The 14,609-nt window shown below is 69.1% G+C and carries 15 protein-coding genes and 1 tRNA gene; 7 read left to right on the forward strand and 9 right to left on the reverse strand.

Annotated elements, in window-relative coordinates:
• The first annotated feature begins 146 nt into the window (after positions 1 to 146).
• Together V5F84_RS03255 and mmsB are read left to right on the forward strand one after the other, a co-directional pair.
• Positions 147 to 1,250: an acyl-CoA dehydrogenase family protein gene (locus V5F84_RS03255; protein ID WP_509277197.1), complete on the forward strand. Its 1,104-nt coding sequence runs from the start codon at positions 147 to 149 to the stop codon at positions 1,248 to 1,250.
• Between the two features lie 29 nt (positions 1,251 to 1,279).
• Positions 1,280 to 2,173 carry a 3-hydroxyisobutyrate dehydrogenase gene (gene mmsB / locus V5F84_RS03260; RefSeq protein ID WP_394043921.1) on the forward strand — a complete coding sequence of 298 codons (894 nt, stop codon included), beginning with the start codon at positions 1,280 to 1,282 and terminating at the stop codon, positions 2,171 to 2,173.
• A gap of 162 nt (positions 2,174 to 2,335) precedes the next feature.
• Here the strand turns inward: mmsB and V5F84_RS03265 are convergent.
• The 5 genes from V5F84_RS03265 to V5F84_RS03285 form a co-directional block, all read right to left on the reverse strand.
• Positions 2,336 to 2,412, reverse strand: a tRNA-Met gene (locus V5F84_RS03265).
• A 171-nt stretch (positions 2,413 to 2,583) separates the two neighbouring features.
• Positions 2,584 to 3,228 (reverse strand): class I SAM-dependent methyltransferase, encoded by a 645-nt coding sequence (locus V5F84_RS03270; protein WP_394043922.1) that lies wholly within the window; start codon positions 3,226 to 3,228, stop codon positions 2,584 to 2,586.
• Between the two features lie 90 nt (positions 3,229 to 3,318).
• Positions 3,319 to 4,509, reverse strand: coding sequence for a tRNA 2-thiouridine(34) synthase MnmA (gene mnmA / locus V5F84_RS03275; RefSeq protein ID WP_394043923.1), 1,191 nt, complete (start codon positions 4,507 to 4,509; stop codon positions 3,319 to 3,321).
• Positions 4,510 to 4,664: 155 nt separating this feature from the next.
• A complete protein-coding gene (locus V5F84_RS03280; protein ID WP_394043924.1) occupies positions 4,665 to 5,477 on the reverse strand; it encodes a TrmH family RNA methyltransferase in 813 nt (270 codons plus the stop codon).
• 1 nt (position 5,478) lies between these two features.
• Positions 5,479 to 6,528 (reverse strand): LacI family DNA-binding transcriptional regulator, encoded by a 1,050-nt coding sequence (locus tag V5F84_RS03285; protein ID WP_394043925.1) that lies wholly within the window; start codon positions 6,526 to 6,528, stop codon positions 5,479 to 5,481.
• A 107-nt stretch (positions 6,529 to 6,635) separates the two neighbouring features.
• On the opposite strand from V5F84_RS03285, the gene V5F84_RS03290 reads away from it, so the two are divergent.
• Positions 6,636 to 7,562 carry an NAD(P)-binding domain-containing protein gene (locus V5F84_RS03290; protein WP_509277153.1) on the forward strand — a complete coding sequence of 309 codons (927 nt, stop codon included), beginning with the start codon at positions 6,636 to 6,638 and terminating at the stop codon, positions 7,560 to 7,562.
• Positions 7,563 to 7,667: 105 nt separating this feature from the next.
• On the opposite strand, the gene V5F84_RS03295 is transcribed toward V5F84_RS03290, so the two are convergent.
• The gene (locus V5F84_RS03295; protein ID WP_394043927.1) at positions 7,668 to 9,008 is read right to left on the reverse strand and encodes an aminotransferase-like domain-containing protein; all 1,341 of its coding nucleotides are present in this window, start codon (positions 9,006 to 9,008) and stop codon (positions 7,668 to 7,670) included.
• Positions 9,009 to 9,088: 80 nt separating this feature from the next.
• Between V5F84_RS03295 and V5F84_RS03300 the strand changes: the two genes are divergently transcribed.
• Positions 9,089 to 9,400, forward strand: coding sequence for a DUF1127 domain-containing protein (locus V5F84_RS03300; RefSeq protein ID WP_394043928.1), 312 nt, complete (start codon positions 9,089 to 9,091; stop codon positions 9,398 to 9,400).
• A gap of 6 nt (positions 9,401 to 9,406) precedes the next feature.
• Here V5F84_RS03300 and V5F84_RS03305 read toward each other — a convergent pair whose 3' ends face one another.
• Both V5F84_RS03305 and V5F84_RS03310 read right to left on the reverse strand, forming a co-directional pair.
• Positions 9,407 to 10,015 carry a TetR/AcrR family transcriptional regulator gene (locus tag V5F84_RS03305; protein WP_394043929.1) on the reverse strand — a complete coding sequence of 203 codons (609 nt, stop codon included), beginning with the start codon at positions 10,013 to 10,015 and terminating at the stop codon, positions 9,407 to 9,409.
• Positions 10,016 to 10,434: 419 nt separating this feature from the next.
• A complete protein-coding gene (locus tag V5F84_RS03310; protein WP_394043930.1) occupies positions 10,435 to 11,613 on the reverse strand; it encodes a GGDEF domain-containing protein in 1,179 nt (392 codons plus the stop codon).
• 211 nt (positions 11,614 to 11,824) lie between these two features.
• Here V5F84_RS03310 and V5F84_RS03315 point away from each other — a divergent pair, with 211 nt between their 5' ends.
• The 3 genes from V5F84_RS03315 to V5F84_RS03325 all read left to right on the forward strand — a co-directional run bounded on the left by V5F84_RS03315 (position 11,825) and on the right by V5F84_RS03325 (position 13,910).
• Positions 11,825 to 12,511, forward strand: a complete 687-nt coding sequence (locus V5F84_RS03315; RefSeq protein ID WP_394043931.1) for a TenA family protein — start codon at positions 11,825 to 11,827, stop codon at positions 12,509 to 12,511.
• Between the two features lie 169 nt (positions 12,512 to 12,680).
• The gene (locus V5F84_RS03320) at positions 12,681 to 13,052 is read left to right on the forward strand and encodes a hypothetical protein (protein WP_394043932.1); all 372 of its coding nucleotides are present in this window, start codon (positions 12,681 to 12,683) and stop codon (positions 13,050 to 13,052) included.
• Between the two features lie 165 nt (positions 13,053 to 13,217).
• Entirely contained in the window at positions 13,218 to 13,910 is a 693-nt protein-coding gene (locus V5F84_RS03325) for an alpha/beta hydrolase (RefSeq protein WP_394043933.1), read from the forward strand.
• A gap of 12 nt (positions 13,911 to 13,922) precedes the next feature.
• Here V5F84_RS03325 and V5F84_RS03330 read toward each other — a convergent pair whose 3' ends face one another.
• The gene (locus V5F84_RS03330) at positions 13,923 to 14,609 is read right to left on the reverse strand and encodes a P-loop NTPase family protein (protein ID WP_394043934.1); all 687 of its coding nucleotides are present in this window, start codon (positions 14,607 to 14,609) and stop codon (positions 13,923 to 13,925) included.

Here is a 14,609-nt window from a genome sequence, read left to right on the forward strand (position 1 = left end):
AAGCGTAGACGCCTCAGGCGCATGACGCGGCCGGTTCCAGCGCCATGCGCCTTCCTGCGGCACGCCGGGCCAACCGGCGGCCGGTGGTTCGTATTCGGGAGGGTGCCGTGTTTGAATTGACGGAAGACCAGCAGGCCATCCGCGCCATGGCGCAGGATTTCGCGCGCGAGGAGATCGCCCCCCACGCCCTGGCATGGGACGAGGCGGAGCATTTCCCCATTCCCACCCTCAAGGCCGCCGCCGCGCTCGGCATGGGCGGCATCTATGTGCGCGAGGAGTTCGGCGGCTCCGGCCTCTCGCGGCTCGACGGCACGCTGATCTTCGAGGCGCTGGCCAGCGGCTGCCCGGCCACCTCCGCCTTTCTGTCGATCCACAACATGGTCGCGGCCATGATCGACCGCTTCGGCGACGATGCCCAGCGCCTCGCCTGGCTGCCGGGCCTGTGCAGCATGGAGCGGGTGGCGAGCTATTGCCTCACCGAGCCCGGCAGCGGCTCGGACGCGGCGGCGCTGAAGACCCGCGCGGTGAAGGACGGCGACCATTATGTGCTCGACGGGGTGAAGCAGTTCATCTCCGGCGCCGGGGTCTCCGACCTTTACGTGGTGATGGCGCGTACCGGCGGCCCCGGCCCCTCGGGCATCTCCGCCTTCCTGGTGGAGGCGGGCACGCCCGGCCTCTCGTTCGGCGCCAATGAGAAGAAAATGGGCTGGAAGGTCCAGCCCACCCGCGCGGTCATCATGGAAGGCGTGCGCGTGCCGGCGGCAAACCTGCTGGGGCGGGAAGGCGAGGGCTTCAAGTTTGCCATGGCCGGGCTCGACGGCGGCCGGCTCAATATCGCCGCCTGCTCGCTCGGTGGCGCGCAGAGCGCCTTCGACAAGGCCCTCGGCTACATGCGCGAGCGCACCGCCTTCGGCAAGGCGCTCAACGAATTCCAGGCGCTGCAATTCCGCCTCGCCGACATGGAGACCGAGCTGGAGGTCGCCCGCACCTTCCTGTGGCGTGCCGCGGCCGCCTACGACCGGGCGGACCCGCAGGCCACCCGCCTGTGCGCCATGGCCAAGCGCGTGGTGACCGACAGCGGGTTCGAGGTGGCGAACCAGGCGCTGCAATTGCACGGCGGCTACGGCTATCTCGCCGATTACGGGGTCGAGAAGATCGTGCGCGACCTGCGGGTGCACCAGATCCTGGAAGGCACGAACGAAATCATGCGGGTCATCATCTCCCGCGCCCTGGTGGCGCGGGCGAACTGATCCGGCAACGAGAAGATCGGGAGGAAGACATGGCCAGCATCGGTTTCATCGGGCTCGGCAACATGGGCGGGCCCATGGCGGCCAATCTGGTCAAGGCGGGGCATGCGGTGCGCGGGTTCGACCTTTCCCCCGCCGCGCTGGAGGCCGCGAAGGCCAAGGGCGTCGCGATCGCGCCCACCGCCGCCGATGCGGTGGCGGACGCGGAAATCGTCGTCACCATGCTGCCCAGCGGCAGGCATGTGGTGGGCGCCACGACCGGCGACAACGGCCTGTTCGCGGCGGCAAAGCCCGGCACTTTGTTCATCGACAGCTCCACCATCGACGTCGCCTCGGCACGCGCCTTCCATGATGCGGCGCAGGCCGCCGGGCACGAACCCCTCGACGCGCCGGTGTCCGGCGGCGTGGGCGGGGCGGAAGCGGGCACGCTCACCTTCATGGCCGGCGGCACGGCGGAGGCGTTCGCGAAGGCCCAGCCCATCCTCGCGCTCATGGGCAAGAAGATCGTCCATTGCGGCGACGCCGGCGCCGGGCAAGCGGCCAAGATCTGCAACAATATGATCCTGGGCATTTCCATGATCGCGGTCAGCGAGGCGTTCGTCCTCGGGGAAAAGCTCGGCCTCTCCCATCAGGCGCTGTTCGATGTGGCCTCGACCTCCTCGGGGCAATGCTGGTCGCTGACCACCTATTGCCCCGTGCCGGGGCCGGTGCCCACCAGCCCCGCCAATCGCGGCTATCAGCCGGGCTTTGCCGCCGCGCTGATGCTGAAGGACCTGCGCCTCTCCCAGGAAGCCGCCGGCCAGGCCGGGGCGGCGACCGCGCTCGGGGCCGCCGCCACCGCGCTCTACACCGCCTTCGAGGAAGAGGGGAATGCCGGCAAGGATTTCTCCGGCATCATCGAATGGGTGCGCACTCGCGAGGGGTGAGGCGCCCGGATCGAGCCGCACGACGCGCGATGCCCCGGCTGGTCCGGGGCATTTTTTTGTCGGCGCGTTGGACGCGCTGGCATAGGGACAGGACGCGCGAGGCATGCCGGCGCGATGTCTGTTCAGGACGATGGATCGGGACGATGTCGGCCGGGAGGCGAATGGTAGCAGCGGGCGGATTTGAACCGCCGACCTCCGGGTTATGAATCCGGCGCTCTCACCAACTGAGCTACACTGCCACATCGCACGCCGCTCGGTGCCGGGCACGCGAGCTTGCGGAGGACGGGATATAGGGGAGCGGGCGCGGCGGTGTCAAGAAAGCGCGTGCGTTCTTCAACCGCTCTGCCTGCTCCTTTAGAGCGCGATCGGTGAATCGCCCTCTCCTTTATTGAACAGAGACGGATCCAGCTCTAGCCGCGCGCTTTCTTGATGCGCACCAGCTTGAAGAAGCCGACCGGGAAAACCGGCGAGATTTCCACCACTTCCATGTCGCCCTGGCGGGCCGCCCAGGCGCCGAGGCGGCTGGCCTTGAAGGCGATGCTCCAGCCCACCTTCTTCACCAGCGGGGCGAGGGCGGTTTCCACATGCATGGCGGCGCCCGCATCGGCGCCGAGCTTGGAAGCGATAATGATCTCGCCGTTCGGCTTCAGCACGCGGCGCATCTCGTCGAGCGCGCCTTCCGGGTCCGGCACGAGGGTGATGACGAAGGGCACGGTGACGGCGTCGAACCGGGCATCGGGGAAGCCGAGCGCGCAGGCGTCCATGGCCGCCAGCAGCGACACCTGCTTGAGGCCGCGCGCCGTGGTCTTCTGCACCGCCTTGCGCAGCATGTCCGAGGACAGATCGATACCGGTCACGCGGCAGCCGCGGGGATAATAAGGCAGGGTCAGCCCGGTGCCCACGCCGACTTCCAGAATGTCCGGGCCGCAGCTCGCGGCGGCGTTGGCGGCCTTGCGCTGGGCGTCGGCCAGCAGCTTCTCATAGACGGTATCGTAGATGGGCGCCCATTTCGCATAAGCGCGCTTCTGGCCTTCGAGATCGTACTGGACCGCCATGTCTGCCTCTGCCCCAGCCTGTGCATCCCGGCGATCGCCCCGCCGGGACGTGGTGTCGTGCGGCGTGTGGGCCGCGAAAATCTCGTTCGCTCAGGCGACCTGCGCCTGCATCGCGTCGCGCACCGCCGAGCGGGTGCGCAGGATGGTGCCGCCGCCCAGCAGGCGGGCGCCGCCGTCGGGTGCATCGTAGAGCACGCATGCCTGCCCCGGTGCAACGCCTTCTTCGCCCAGATGCAATTGCACCAGCGGCAGGCCCTGGGCGTCGAGCCCCAGCCGGCCGGGGGCCGGCGCGCGGGTGGAGCGCACCTTCACGAACACCTCGCGCCCCGCCGCACAGGCCTCCGCGAATGGCTCGTCGCCGAGCCAGTTCACGTCGGCGATGCGGATGGCGTGCACCGCCAGCGCCTCGCGCGGGCCGACCCTCACCTCGCGCCGCGCGGCGTCGATGCCGATCACGTAGAGCGGCTCCGGCGTGGAAATGCCGAGGCCCTTGCGCTGGCCGATGGTGTAATGCATCACGCCGCGATGGCGGCCGAGAAGGCGCCCGTCCAGATGCACGATGTCGCCGGGATCGCCCGCCTCGGGCCGCAGGCGCTGCACCACCTCGGCATAATCGCCGCCGGGCACGAAGCAGATATCCTGGCTGTCCGGCTTGTCGGCGACCACGAGCCCCAGCTCGGTGGCGAGCGCGCGCACCTCGTTCTTCTTAAGATGACCGAGCGGAAAGCGCAGCCGTGCCAGCTGCGCCTGGGTGGTGGCATAGAGGAAATAGCTCTGGTCGCGATTGTCCTCGGCGGCGCGATAGAGCGCGCGGCGCCCGTCCGGCAAAGCGCGGCTGGAGACATAATGGCCGGTGGCCAGGACCTGGGCGCCGAGATCCTCGGCGGTGGCCAGCAGATCGCGGAACTTGACCGTGCGGTTGCAATCCACGCACGGAATGGGGGTGACGCCGGAGGCATAGCTGTCGGCGAAGCGCTCGATCACTTCCTCGCGAAAGCGGCTTTCGTAATCGAGCACATAATGGGGAATGCCCAGCTTCTCGGCGACCGTGCGGGCGTCGTAAATGTCCTGCCCGGCGCAGCAGGCGCCCTTGCGCAGGGCTGCGGCGCCCTGGTCGTACAATTGCAGCGTCACGCCCACCACGTCATAGCCGGCGTGCGCCAGCAGTCCCGCCACGACGGACGAGTCGACTCCACCCGACATGGCCACCACCACCCGCGTGGACGCGGGGTCCGCGCCGATATCGCCGATCTGGTCGAGGAGGGTCGGAGGCAAATTCATGGGGCGGTGTCACCGGCAGAAGGACTGGCGCATGGCCAGAACCTGCGCGACCACGCCCCTTTAGTATAGGTCGCCGTCGCCAGTGTGCAATTGCGACGCAACACAACGTGCATGTGCGCCAAGCAGGGCAGGCGCCCCACCGGCGCGTGCGGCGCTCAGCTGAGCCCGGTCGCGCCGGCGAGATGATGCAGCACGATGCCGCTCGTGGTGGCGACATTCAGGCTGTCGAACCCGGCCGCCATGGGGATGGAAACGCTGCGCGTGCGGGCGAGCAGGTCCGCCGGCAGGCCCGGTCCCTCGGTGCCGAACAGGGCCGCGACGCGCGCGCCGCGGTCCAGCCGCGACAAGGGAAGCGTGCCGGAGGGGCTGAGCGAGACGATGTCGAAGCCGGCCTGTTCCAGCAGCGCCAGCATGTCCGCGCCACCGGCAACCCGCGCATAAGGCACGATCAGGCTCGCCCCGACGGAGACCCGGATCGCCTTGCGATAGAGCGGATCGCAACTCGCCCCGTCCAGCAGCACGGCGGCGGCGCCGAAGGCGGCGGCGTTGCGGAAGATGCCGCCCATATTGTCATGGTTGGAGATGCCCACCAGCCCCACCACCAGCGCACGCGCCGGCAGGGACGCGAGCAAGGCGGCCGGTTCGGGCGGCGGCGGCGGCTCCACCAGAGCGAGGATGCCGCGATGGATATGGAAGCCGACGATGGCGTCCATCACCGGCTGGGTGGCCACATGCACCTGCACCTCGTCCGCGAGCCGCTCGAGCACATCGGCCAGGCGCGCGGCGCTGGCGGCCGAGAGCAGCAGGGCCCGGATGCGGTGGTCGGCGCGCGGCGCCAGCAGGCGCAGCACCACCTCGCCCTCGGCGATGAAGCGGTCTTTCCGGCCGATCAGGTCACGCTCGCGCACGGCGACGAAATCGGCGACGCGCGGGTCGTGCGCATCGCTGATGGTGACGATCTCCGGCACGTCAGCGCGCGGGGCGGGCCGGCGGCGGGCCGGCGGAGGCGCGCGCCACGAGCCGCGGTTCCAGCACCACGCGCTCCACCGGGCGGGAAGGCGCGGCGATGCGCGCCAGCGCGAGCGCGGCGGCGGAGCGGCCATATTCGGGAATGCGCGTGTAGACGGTGGTCAACGCCGGATGCCACAGCGCGGCCTCGCCGATGTCGTCATAGCCGACGATGGAGAAGTCCGCCCCCACTTCCAGCCCCGCGGCCTGCACGCCCATGACCGCGCCGAACGCGCACAGATCATTGAAGCAGACCGCGGCGGTGGGCGGATGTTCCAGCGCCAGCAGGCGCGCGACGCCCTCGCGGCCATATTCGCGCAGGCCGGGACCGGGCACATGCAGCTCGGGCTCGAACGGCAGGCCCGCCTTCGCGAGCCCGGCCTTGTAGCCGGCGAGGCGCTTGCGCCCGGTGGAGGTTCCCTGCAGCCCGCCGATCATGCCGATGCGGCGATGGCCGAGCGCCACCAGATGGGCGACGCCGAGGCTCACGCCCGTTTCATCGTCGGAGCCGGCGAAATCGAAGCCCGATCCCTCCACTTCGCGCGTCACCTGCACCACGGCGATGCCGCTGATGGCCAGCGCTCGCAGGTCGGCGATGGTGGTGTCCACGGCGGGCGAGATGATGAAGGCGTCGGGCCGGTATTCGGCCAGCGTGCCGAGGGTGCGGGCCTGGCGCACCACGTCTTCCTGGCTCACCCCCAGCAGAATGGTCTTTCCGGCGCCGCTCAGCGCATCCTCGAGCGCCGCGAGCAGCTCGGTGAAGGAGGGGTTGACGATATCGTGCAGCCCGACACCGATGATGTTGGTGCGGGCGGTGCGCAGGGAGGCGGCGCCGCGATTGGCCACATAGCCGCGCTCGCGGGCCATCTCCTGCACCCGCTGGCGCGTGGCCTGCGCCACCACGGGGCTGTCGCGCAGGGCAAGCGAGATCGTGGCCGTCGACAGTCCCAGTTCCGACGCCAGACGTTGCAGCGTGACCCGACCGAGGCTGGCAGTCTCCGTATCGTCCATGATCCCTCCGTGCTGCCAAGTCTTAGACGCTTCGCTTGCTCACTTCATCCATGCTAAACGATTTAAGCCCCGCGACCAAAAGACAAAGTCACTCGGAGGAACCGGAAATGGAAAAACCGCGCATCGGCTTCATCGGCGTCGGCATCATGGGCCACGGCATGGCGAAGAACCTGCTGGAGAAGGGTTTTCCCCTGACCGTTCTCGCCCATCGCAACCGGGCGCCGATCGAGGATCTGCTCGCGCGCGGCGCGCAGGAGGCTGAGAGCGCGGCGCAAATGGCCGGCACCTGCGACATCATCTTCCTGTGCGTCACCGGCGCGCCCCAGGTGGAAGCGGTGGTGCGCGGTCCCGGTGGCCTGCTGGAAGGCGCCCGGCCGGGGCTGCATCTGGTGGATACGTCCACCTCGGAGCCGGCCTTGACCATCGCCCTGCATGCGGAACTGAAGGAAAAAGGCATCGCTCTCTGCGATTCCCCGCTCGGGGGCACGCCCACCAACGCGGCCGAGGGCACGCTGATCGCCATCGTCGGCGCCGAGGATGACGCCTTCGCCGTGATCAGGCCGGCGTTGGAGGCGATCGCTGCGCGGATCAATCATGTGGGCGCCCCCGGCGCCGGCCACACCATGAAGCTGCTCAACAATTTCCTGTCGCTGGGCTATGGCGCGCTCTATGCCGAGGCGCTCTCGCTGGCCGCCAAGGTGGGCGTCTCGCCACAGACCTTCGACAGTGTCATCCGCGGCTCGCGCATGGATTGCGGCTTCTACCAGACCTATTTCAAATATGTGCTGGAGCGCGACGAGAACGCCCATAAGTTCACTCTGTCCAATGCCCACAAGGACATGCGCTACGTGAACAATCTCGCCTCCGCGACCGGGGCGGCGAATTTCATCGGCGCCACCATCAAGAATGTCTATGCCGCAGCCGAGGGGCTCGGCCGGGGCGATTGGAACGTTCCGCAAATTTCCGACGTGGTGGCGGAGATGAACGACGTCTCGCTGGGCGAGATCCCGCAGATGAAAGCGGCGGCGGAATAGGGGCTGGAGCATTTCGTCGTTTCATAGAAGCGATGAGATGCTCTAACTCATTGCGTTGACGCATTTTCTTTACGCGAAGCGGTGTCCGTTTCGCGCGAAAATGCTCTATTCCACCTCGCTTTCCACCGGGCCACCGTCCATCAGCCGGCGCAGCGCCAGCAGCGCCTCGCGCAGGACCGCATGCGAGGGGGGCGACAGCGCGAGCCGCACCGCGTTCGGCGCATGGCCGGGGGTGACCGCGAACGCGCTGGACGGGGTGATGGCGATGCCCTGCCGCGCCGCGGCGCCGGCGAAGGCTTCCGCGCGCCAGGTGTCCGGCAGTTCCAGCCAGGCGTGATAGGAGCGCGGGTCGGTCTTCAGCATCGGGCCGTCGAACACGCTGCGCACGATCGCCTGGCGCGTCTGCGCATCCGCGCGCTTCGCCGCCACGAGACGGGCGACCACGCCCTCGGCCATGATGTGCAGCCCCTGGGCCAGGGGCAGGCCGGTCACCGCCCAGGCGCCGGCCCGCACCGCCGCGACCAGCCGCTCGCTCCAGGCCGGCGGCGCCGCGATGAAGCCGAGGGTGAGCCCCGGCGCGACCTGCTTGGACAGGCTGTCCACCAGCAGCACATGGTCCGGCGCGCGCGCGCTGAGGGGCGCGTCGTCGCACAAAAAGCCGTAGATGACGTCTTCCACGGCCATCAGCCCTTCGCCCGTCAGCAGATCGGCGAAGTCCGCACGCCGCGCCGCATCCATGGAGACGCCCAGCGGATTGTGCAGGCTCGGCTGCACATAGACGCCGCGCAGCGGCGCCGCGCGATGGGCGCGCAGGATGGCGTCGGGCTTGAGGCCCTTCTCGTCCATGGCGAGCGGCACCAGCGTGATGCCGAGGCGCGCCGCGATCCATTTGACGGCCGGATAGGTCATGGCCTCGACCCCGATGCGCTCTCCGGGCGGGGCGAGGGCGGCGAAGCTCGCGGCGATGGCCTGCCGCCCGTTGCCGGTGAACAGGATGCCGGCGGGATCGGGCTGCCAGCCGGCGCGGGCGAGGAAATCCGCCGTGGCGCTGCGGGCCGCGCGCGTGCCCGCGGCGCCGGTGGGTCGGAACGCCGCCGAAAGCCCACCCTGCCGGGCAAATTGCGCCAGGATCTGCTCCAGCTCCGCATCCTGGTTCGGCAGCATGGGGAAATTGAGCTGGAGATCGACCGACGCCTGCACCGGCTCGCCGAGCCCGCTGGTGCCCGTGGTCGGGGAGGTGCGTACATAGCTGCCGCGCCCCACCTCGCCCGAAACCAGGCCCCGCCGCACCAGCTCGGCATAGACGCGGCTGGCGGTGGAGGGCGCGATGCCGACCGTATAGGCGAAGTCCCGCTGGGTCGGCAGCCGGCTGCCGGGGGCGAGACGGCCGGCCGCGATATCGGCGGCGAGCATGTCGGCGAGAGCGCGATAATCGGTCGAAGGCATTATTGATCCGAGTGCAATATAATAATTGCACCGATATCATGGCGGCGCAATGAATGCGAGCAATTCATGAGGATCTCACCATGACGCCGCGCATTCGCCAGATTACACCGACCGAGAGCCGGGGACGCCCCTCGCTCCCCGGTGCGCACCCGCTCCGGCCGACCCCGCTCTCCGCCGCGCGCGGGCGGGTGGCCCATCAAGACGGGATCACGGAGGCCTTCGGCGCGCCGCAGGATCGGCTCGCGGGGCTTTGGGGGCTGCTGCGGGTGTGGCTGCGGCGGGCGCGCGAGCGGCGCGCCCTGGCGGATCTGGACGACGACCAGATGCGCGATGCGGGCATCAGCCGGGAGGCGGCGCGCCGCGAGGCGGAAAAGCCGTTCTGGCGGGCGTGAGCGCGCTCAGCGCTTCACGCCATAGGCGCCCATGAACATGCGCACCGCGCGGCCGACCACGGCCTCGATCTGATCATGCTGGATCGTGGCGGCGGCCCCGAACAGGACCGGTGCCAGGATGGTATCCTTGGACAGCGACAGGAACTGGCTCGCTGCCGCCTCGGTGTCGTCGATATCGAGCACGCCCTGGTCCACCTTGGCCTGAAGGAAGGCGGACAGGCGCTGCGTGCCGGAGTTTGGCCCCGCCTCCAGGAACCGCAACCCGATGGCGGGGAATTTCTCGGCGATGGCGATCACGCTGCGCACGGTCGCCACGTGGCAGGGCCGCAGCATAGCTTCGATGAAGGAGATGCCGAGCTTGGTCAGCGCCGCTTCCACGTCCGGCTCCTTGGCGTCGAGCACGAACAGGCGCTCGGCGGTTTCCGCGCATTCGCAGCTCACGAGGCTGGCGAAAAGATCGACCTTGTCGTGGAAATAGACATAGAGCGTGCCCTTGGAGACGCCGGCCGCGCGCGCAATCTCGCCCATGCTGGCGGCGTCGAAGCCCTGGTCCAGAAACACCTGCCGCGCGCCGGCCAGGATCTGCCTGCGCTTTTCCGGGTCCTGGCCCGCCACTGCTTCCCTGGTTTCCACAACCGACAAAATATGTTCTCCGCGCTCCGCCACGGCGCGCCAAGGCGCTGCCAATGTTGCATTACCCTTGGCTGAAAGGACCGCCGCGTCAATTGTCTGCGCGCCGACAATGGTTAAAAATTGACCGAACCGTTCAGTACCACTTGCATCGATCTAAAAGCTCAGCTAGATAGAGGATGTCTTGACCGAACCGTTCGGTCACGTCCGGTGCCGCAACCCGGATTTGACTGGCGTTGAGGGAGGAGAGCACCGCCCCCGCTCTCCTCCCTCATTCTCTCCAAGACCCTCTTTCCCAAGACCTTCCCGCCTCTCCCGTGCTGAACCGGCGGATCTCCTCGCCCGGGCGCGCGCCTTCACGCGCAATGGCCCTCACGCCGGCCCTGGGGTTCGCGCGCTTGGGTTCACCGCTGCATGGCCAGCGCGGGTGTTTCGAGGGGGGCGGCGACGCTCAGGTGATTGTGGCCCTCGCGCTTGGCGTCATAGAGCGCCCGGTCCGCCGCCTGGAGAAGCGCCTCCATGTTGCCGGTCGTGCCGGCGCGGGTCGAGGCGATGCCGGCGGAAGCGGTGCACAGGCTTTCGCAGCCCTCCACCATGCCCGAGAGATGGGTGAATGTGACCATGATGCGCCGCGCCGCGATGGCCGCCTGCTGGCCATCCGTTTCCGGCAGCAGCACCGCGAATTCTTCGCCGCCGATCCGCCCGGCCATGTCGCCGGCGCGCAATTGCGTCGTGGCGGCGCTCGCGAACGCCAGCAGCACCGCATCACCCACCGGATGGCCGTAGGTATCGTTGATGTATTTGAAGCGGTCGAGATCGAACACGATCACCGCGCTCGGCCGCGCGCGTCGCGCATCGCGGGCCAGAGCGGAGACCGCGTGAACGAACAGGGCGCGCCGGTTCGGCAGGCCGGTCAGCGCATCGGTGTTGGCGGCGAGCCGCAGGTCCACCGCGATCTTCTCCTTGGTCAGGGTTACCAGGAGAAAGGCGAACAATTGCAGCATCATCACGTTTTCAAGCGCAATCGGGATGAACCACGGATTGGCGAACATGAAGATCGGCCCCTGGGGCTGCGCGAGCGCCAGCGGGATGCGCAGCAGCAGGCCGATGCCGTGCACGAACAGCAGGCCGGCCAGCAGAATGCGGCTCGGCAGGCCCTTGGCCCGCAGGAACTCCAGCGCCGCGGCCGCGCAATAGCCCGCCAGCAGCACCGAGGCGAGCGTGATGCGGCCGGCCGTGTTGCTGTAGAAATCGGGGAATTGGCAGGCCATCAGCCACAGCACGGCGCCGGCAATCGCGACCAGGGGCTCCATCTGCCGGCCGTTGAAGGCGCGCGCGGCGGCATACATGAGGCCGCCGCCATAGATGACGAGGCCGGTGCCCAGCATCTGCGAGAACAGCGCCGGCAACATCTCGCGCGCCGCATTCAGCAAGATGCCGAGCGTGATGATCGCATAGGCGATGCCGCCCCACAGCAGCAGCCGCTCGCTGCGCGCCTGCGACCACGCCCAGATCTGAAGGCAGGCGCCGATCGCGGACGTGAGCACAAGCAAGGCGAATAGGGTATAAGGCTCTGACGGCATCGGGATTTTCGTGGCCTGCGGCGAAAAGCTACGCGCGGGCGATCGTCGCGCCAAGCCTATATAGCACCGCCCTGGGTTGTCGTCGCGCGCTCCGGCCAGTGGGTGCTGCGGCCAGCGTGCAATGCCCTGGCGCGCCCTCCGGCGGATCGGCTAGTCTGCGCCTCATCTGCCTTCGCGCGCGCCTCAGGCGCCCCCTTGCCCGGACGCCTCGATGACCCCTCAGGCCCGCAACGACACCCGCTTTTCCCGCCAGGCGTGGGACGCCAACGCGCCGCTCTACGACGCCATCCGCGCCATGCCGTTCAATGCCGAGCTTGCGGCGGGGTCGCTGGAGGAGGCGCGGTTCAAGCAATATATCGTGCAGGACGCCCATTATCTGATCGGCTTCGGCCGCGCCCTGGCGCTGGCGGCCGCCAAGGCGCCGACTCCGGACCGGATCGTGCAATTCGCCAAGGGGGCGGAGGTCGCGATCATCGTCGAGCGGGAATTGCACGGCTCGTTCTTCCTCCAGTTCGGCATCGGCCCGTCGGCGTTCGCGCACACGCCCCTGTCCCCCGCCTGCCATCATTATGTGTCCTTCCTGCTGGCCACCGCCCATGGGGAACCGTATGAGGTGGTGCTCGGGGCGCTGCTGCCGTGCTTCTGGATCTATGCCGAGGTGGGACGCGACATTCTCGCCCGCGCGGCGCCCGCCAATCCCTATCAGGCCTGGATCGACACCTATGCCGGAGAGGAATTCCACGCCGCCGTGCGGGAGGTGATCGCCGCCACCGACGAGGCGGCGGAGCAGGCCTCCGCCGGCACCCGCGCACGCATGCATGCGGCCTTCACCCGCGCGACCCAGCTCGAGTGGATGTTCTGGGACTCCGCCTATCGCCTGGAAGCCTGGCCGGTCTGAAGGCGCGATTCCCCCGCCAGGGGCAGCCATGCGAAAAGGGACGGGAAGACGCGCGCAATTCGTCCACAGCATGGTCTTGCCGCCGTCGCCGGACATGGACACACTCCGCCGCAAATCACCCCGGAGCCGCGCCGCGAGCGGCTGCACGGGCCGCGCAGATGGAGCCGCCATGACCGCCCAACCCGCATTCGTCCGCACCGTCGCCGCCTGCGTCGCGGCTGCCGGCCTTCTGGCCGCCGTGGCGGTTCCGCTGGCGCCCGCGCGCGCGGAAACCTGCCTGGAGCAGATCGTCGCGCTTCAGAAGCGCGTGGACGCGGTGCAGGGCCAGCCCGCGACCCCGCGCTCGGAGCCGCAGACCGTCGGCGCCCAGCTCGACCGGCAGCCGACCCCGGGTTCGGTCGCCGCCGCGGCCGGAGACCTGCCGCCGCCGGTCGGCCCGGCCGCCGCGCTCAATGCGGCGCAGAATTTCCAGGCCGCCGGCGATGAAGCCAAGTGCCTGAAGGCGGTCGGCGAGGCCCGCGACATGCTGGAAGGCCGCTGAGCGACCGCTTTTTTCCGCGCGGCTGTCCTTGCGGCCGTCCTTCCGTCTGCCCGCAGGCCGCGGACAGCGCAAGATCCCGGTGACGGCGCACGCCGGCGCCGGCAGCCTCAGGGGCGTGCGGCGGGGCGGCCTTGTCGGCCTTATCCATTTGGCTAAGGTGGCGCCATGATCGATCCCTTCCTCGCCGGCCGCCTCACCTTCACCCCCACCGCCCCGAGCAAGCCGCCGCTTTCCCCCGGCCGCCATGCGCTGGGCATCGCGGCGGAGCGCGACGCCATCCTGTTTGTGCCCGCCGGGCTTGATCCCGCCCGGCCGGCGCCGCTGGTGGTGCTGTTCCACGGCGGCGGCGGCAGCGCGGAGAAGATTCTCCCCGTGCTGGAAGCCCAGGCGCAGATGCATTCCTTCCTGCTCCTGGCACCGCAATCGCAGTTTCCCACCTGGGACATCGTCATCGCCGGGAACGGCCCGGACCGCGAGCGGCTCGACAAGGCGCTGGCCGAGGTGGCGGCGCATTTCACCGTGGACCGCGGCCACCTGGCCTTCGCCGGCTTCTCCGACGGCGGCAGCTATGCCCTGTCGCTGGGCCTGACCAATGGCGACATCGTCAGCCATATCATCGCATTCTCGGCCGGCTTCATGTCGGTGCATGTGCAGGAAGGCGCGCCGCGGGTGTTCATCGCGCACGGCCTCCAGGACGAGCAATTGCCCATCGCCACCGCCGGTCGCGCCAATGCCGCCAAGCTCCAGGCGGCCGGCTATGATGTGCAATATGTGGAATTCAACGGCAACCACTCGGTCCAGCCGCCGATCGTGTTCCTGGCCATGAGTTTCTTTCTCGGCGCCGGCGGGGCGGCGTGAGGCGCCGCACCCTCAGGGCTTGGCGTTCAGGAACTTGATCCGGCCCACCGCCGCGATCAGGGCTGCGACCAGGCGCGGGGCAAAGCGCTGGTAGCGTTTCGCCTCGCGGGTGATCTCCTCCGCCACGCTTTGGTTGAAGCGATCGTTCATCACGATGCCGCTCAAGGGCGCATTGGCGGTGCGCAGGGCGGCGGCGGCGCGGGACAGGGCGATCCGGGAATCGCGCCCCGGCATGCACAGCACCACGACGCTGTCGCACGCCGCGGCGATGCTCGTCACCGGCACGGCGACGCGCTCGCGCGGCTCCACGGCCGCAAGGTCGAGCACGATGGCGTCGTAGGACTCCAGCAATTGGTCGAGCATGGCGCGGATCGCCGGCGCGCTGCGAAAGGCGAAACTGGCTTCCGGCAGCGGCGCGGCGAGCAGCGTATCGAAGCCGCGCGGGTCGGCGCCGACGAACGCGAGCAGGTCGGGGTCGCCGGGGGTCCAGGCGGTCGCCTGCGCCGGCACGGCGGCGGTGGGGTCCGCAAGGCCGATCAGCAAGGTGCGGTTCTGGCGCTGCGACCGCACCGCCAGAGCCCCCGACAGCGCCGACACCCCGCTGGCGCTGTGCACGCTGGTGATGCCGACCGCGCGGGCGCCTTGCCCGAAGGTGGAGAGGTAGATGGATTCGACCTCGCGCAGGCTGCGTCCCCTCAC

It is taken from the genome of Roseixanthobacter liquoris (assembly GCF_043195135.2).
Classification (GTDB): Bacteria; Pseudomonadota; Alphaproteobacteria; order Rhizobiales; family Xanthobacteraceae; genus NCEH01.

What these genes read in the sequence shown, in the direction of transcription:
- V5F84_RS03255 (WP_509277197.1), top strand. Translation starts at nt 147, where the DNA reads ATGGCGCAGGATTTCGCGCGCGAGGAGATCGCCCCCCACGCCCTGGCA.
- mmsB (WP_394043921.1), top strand. Translation starts at nt 1,280, where the DNA reads ATGGCCAGCATCGGTTTCATCGGGCTCGGCAACATGGGCGGGCCCATG.
- V5F84_RS03270 (WP_394043922.1), bottom strand. Translation starts at nt 3,228, where the DNA reads ATGGCGGTCCAGTACGATCTCGAAGGCCAGAAGCGCGCTTATGCGAAA.
- mnmA (WP_394043923.1), bottom strand. Translation starts at nt 4,509, where the DNA reads ATGAATTTGCCTCCGACCCTCCTCGACCAGATCGGCGATATCGGCGCG.
- V5F84_RS03285 (WP_394043925.1), bottom strand. Translation starts at nt 6,528, where the DNA reads ATGGACGATACGGAGACTGCCAGCCTCGGTCGGGTCACGCTGCAACGT.
- V5F84_RS03290 (WP_509277153.1), top strand. Translation starts at nt 6,636, where the DNA reads ATGGAAAAACCGCGCATCGGCTTCATCGGCGTCGGCATCATGGGCCAC.
- V5F84_RS03295 (WP_394043927.1), bottom strand. Translation starts at nt 9,008, where the DNA reads ATGCCTTCGACCGATTATCGCGCTCTCGCCGACATGCTCGCCGCCGAT.
- V5F84_RS03300 (WP_394043928.1), top strand. Translation starts at nt 9,089, where the DNA reads ATGACGCCGCGCATTCGCCAGATTACACCGACCGAGAGCCGGGGACGC.
- V5F84_RS03310 (WP_394043930.1), bottom strand. Translation starts at nt 11,613, where the DNA reads ATGCCGTCAGAGCCTTATACCCTATTCGCCTTGCTTGTGCTCACGTCC.
- V5F84_RS03315 (WP_394043931.1), top strand. Translation starts at nt 11,825, where the DNA reads ATGACCCCTCAGGCCCGCAACGACACCCGCTTTTCCCGCCAGGCGTGG.
- V5F84_RS03320 (WP_394043932.1), top strand. Translation starts at nt 12,681, where the DNA reads ATGACCGCCCAACCCGCATTCGTCCGCACCGTCGCCGCCTGCGTCGCG.
- V5F84_RS03325 (WP_394043933.1), top strand. Translation starts at nt 13,218, where the DNA reads ATGATCGATCCCTTCCTCGCCGGCCGCCTCACCTTCACCCCCACCGCC.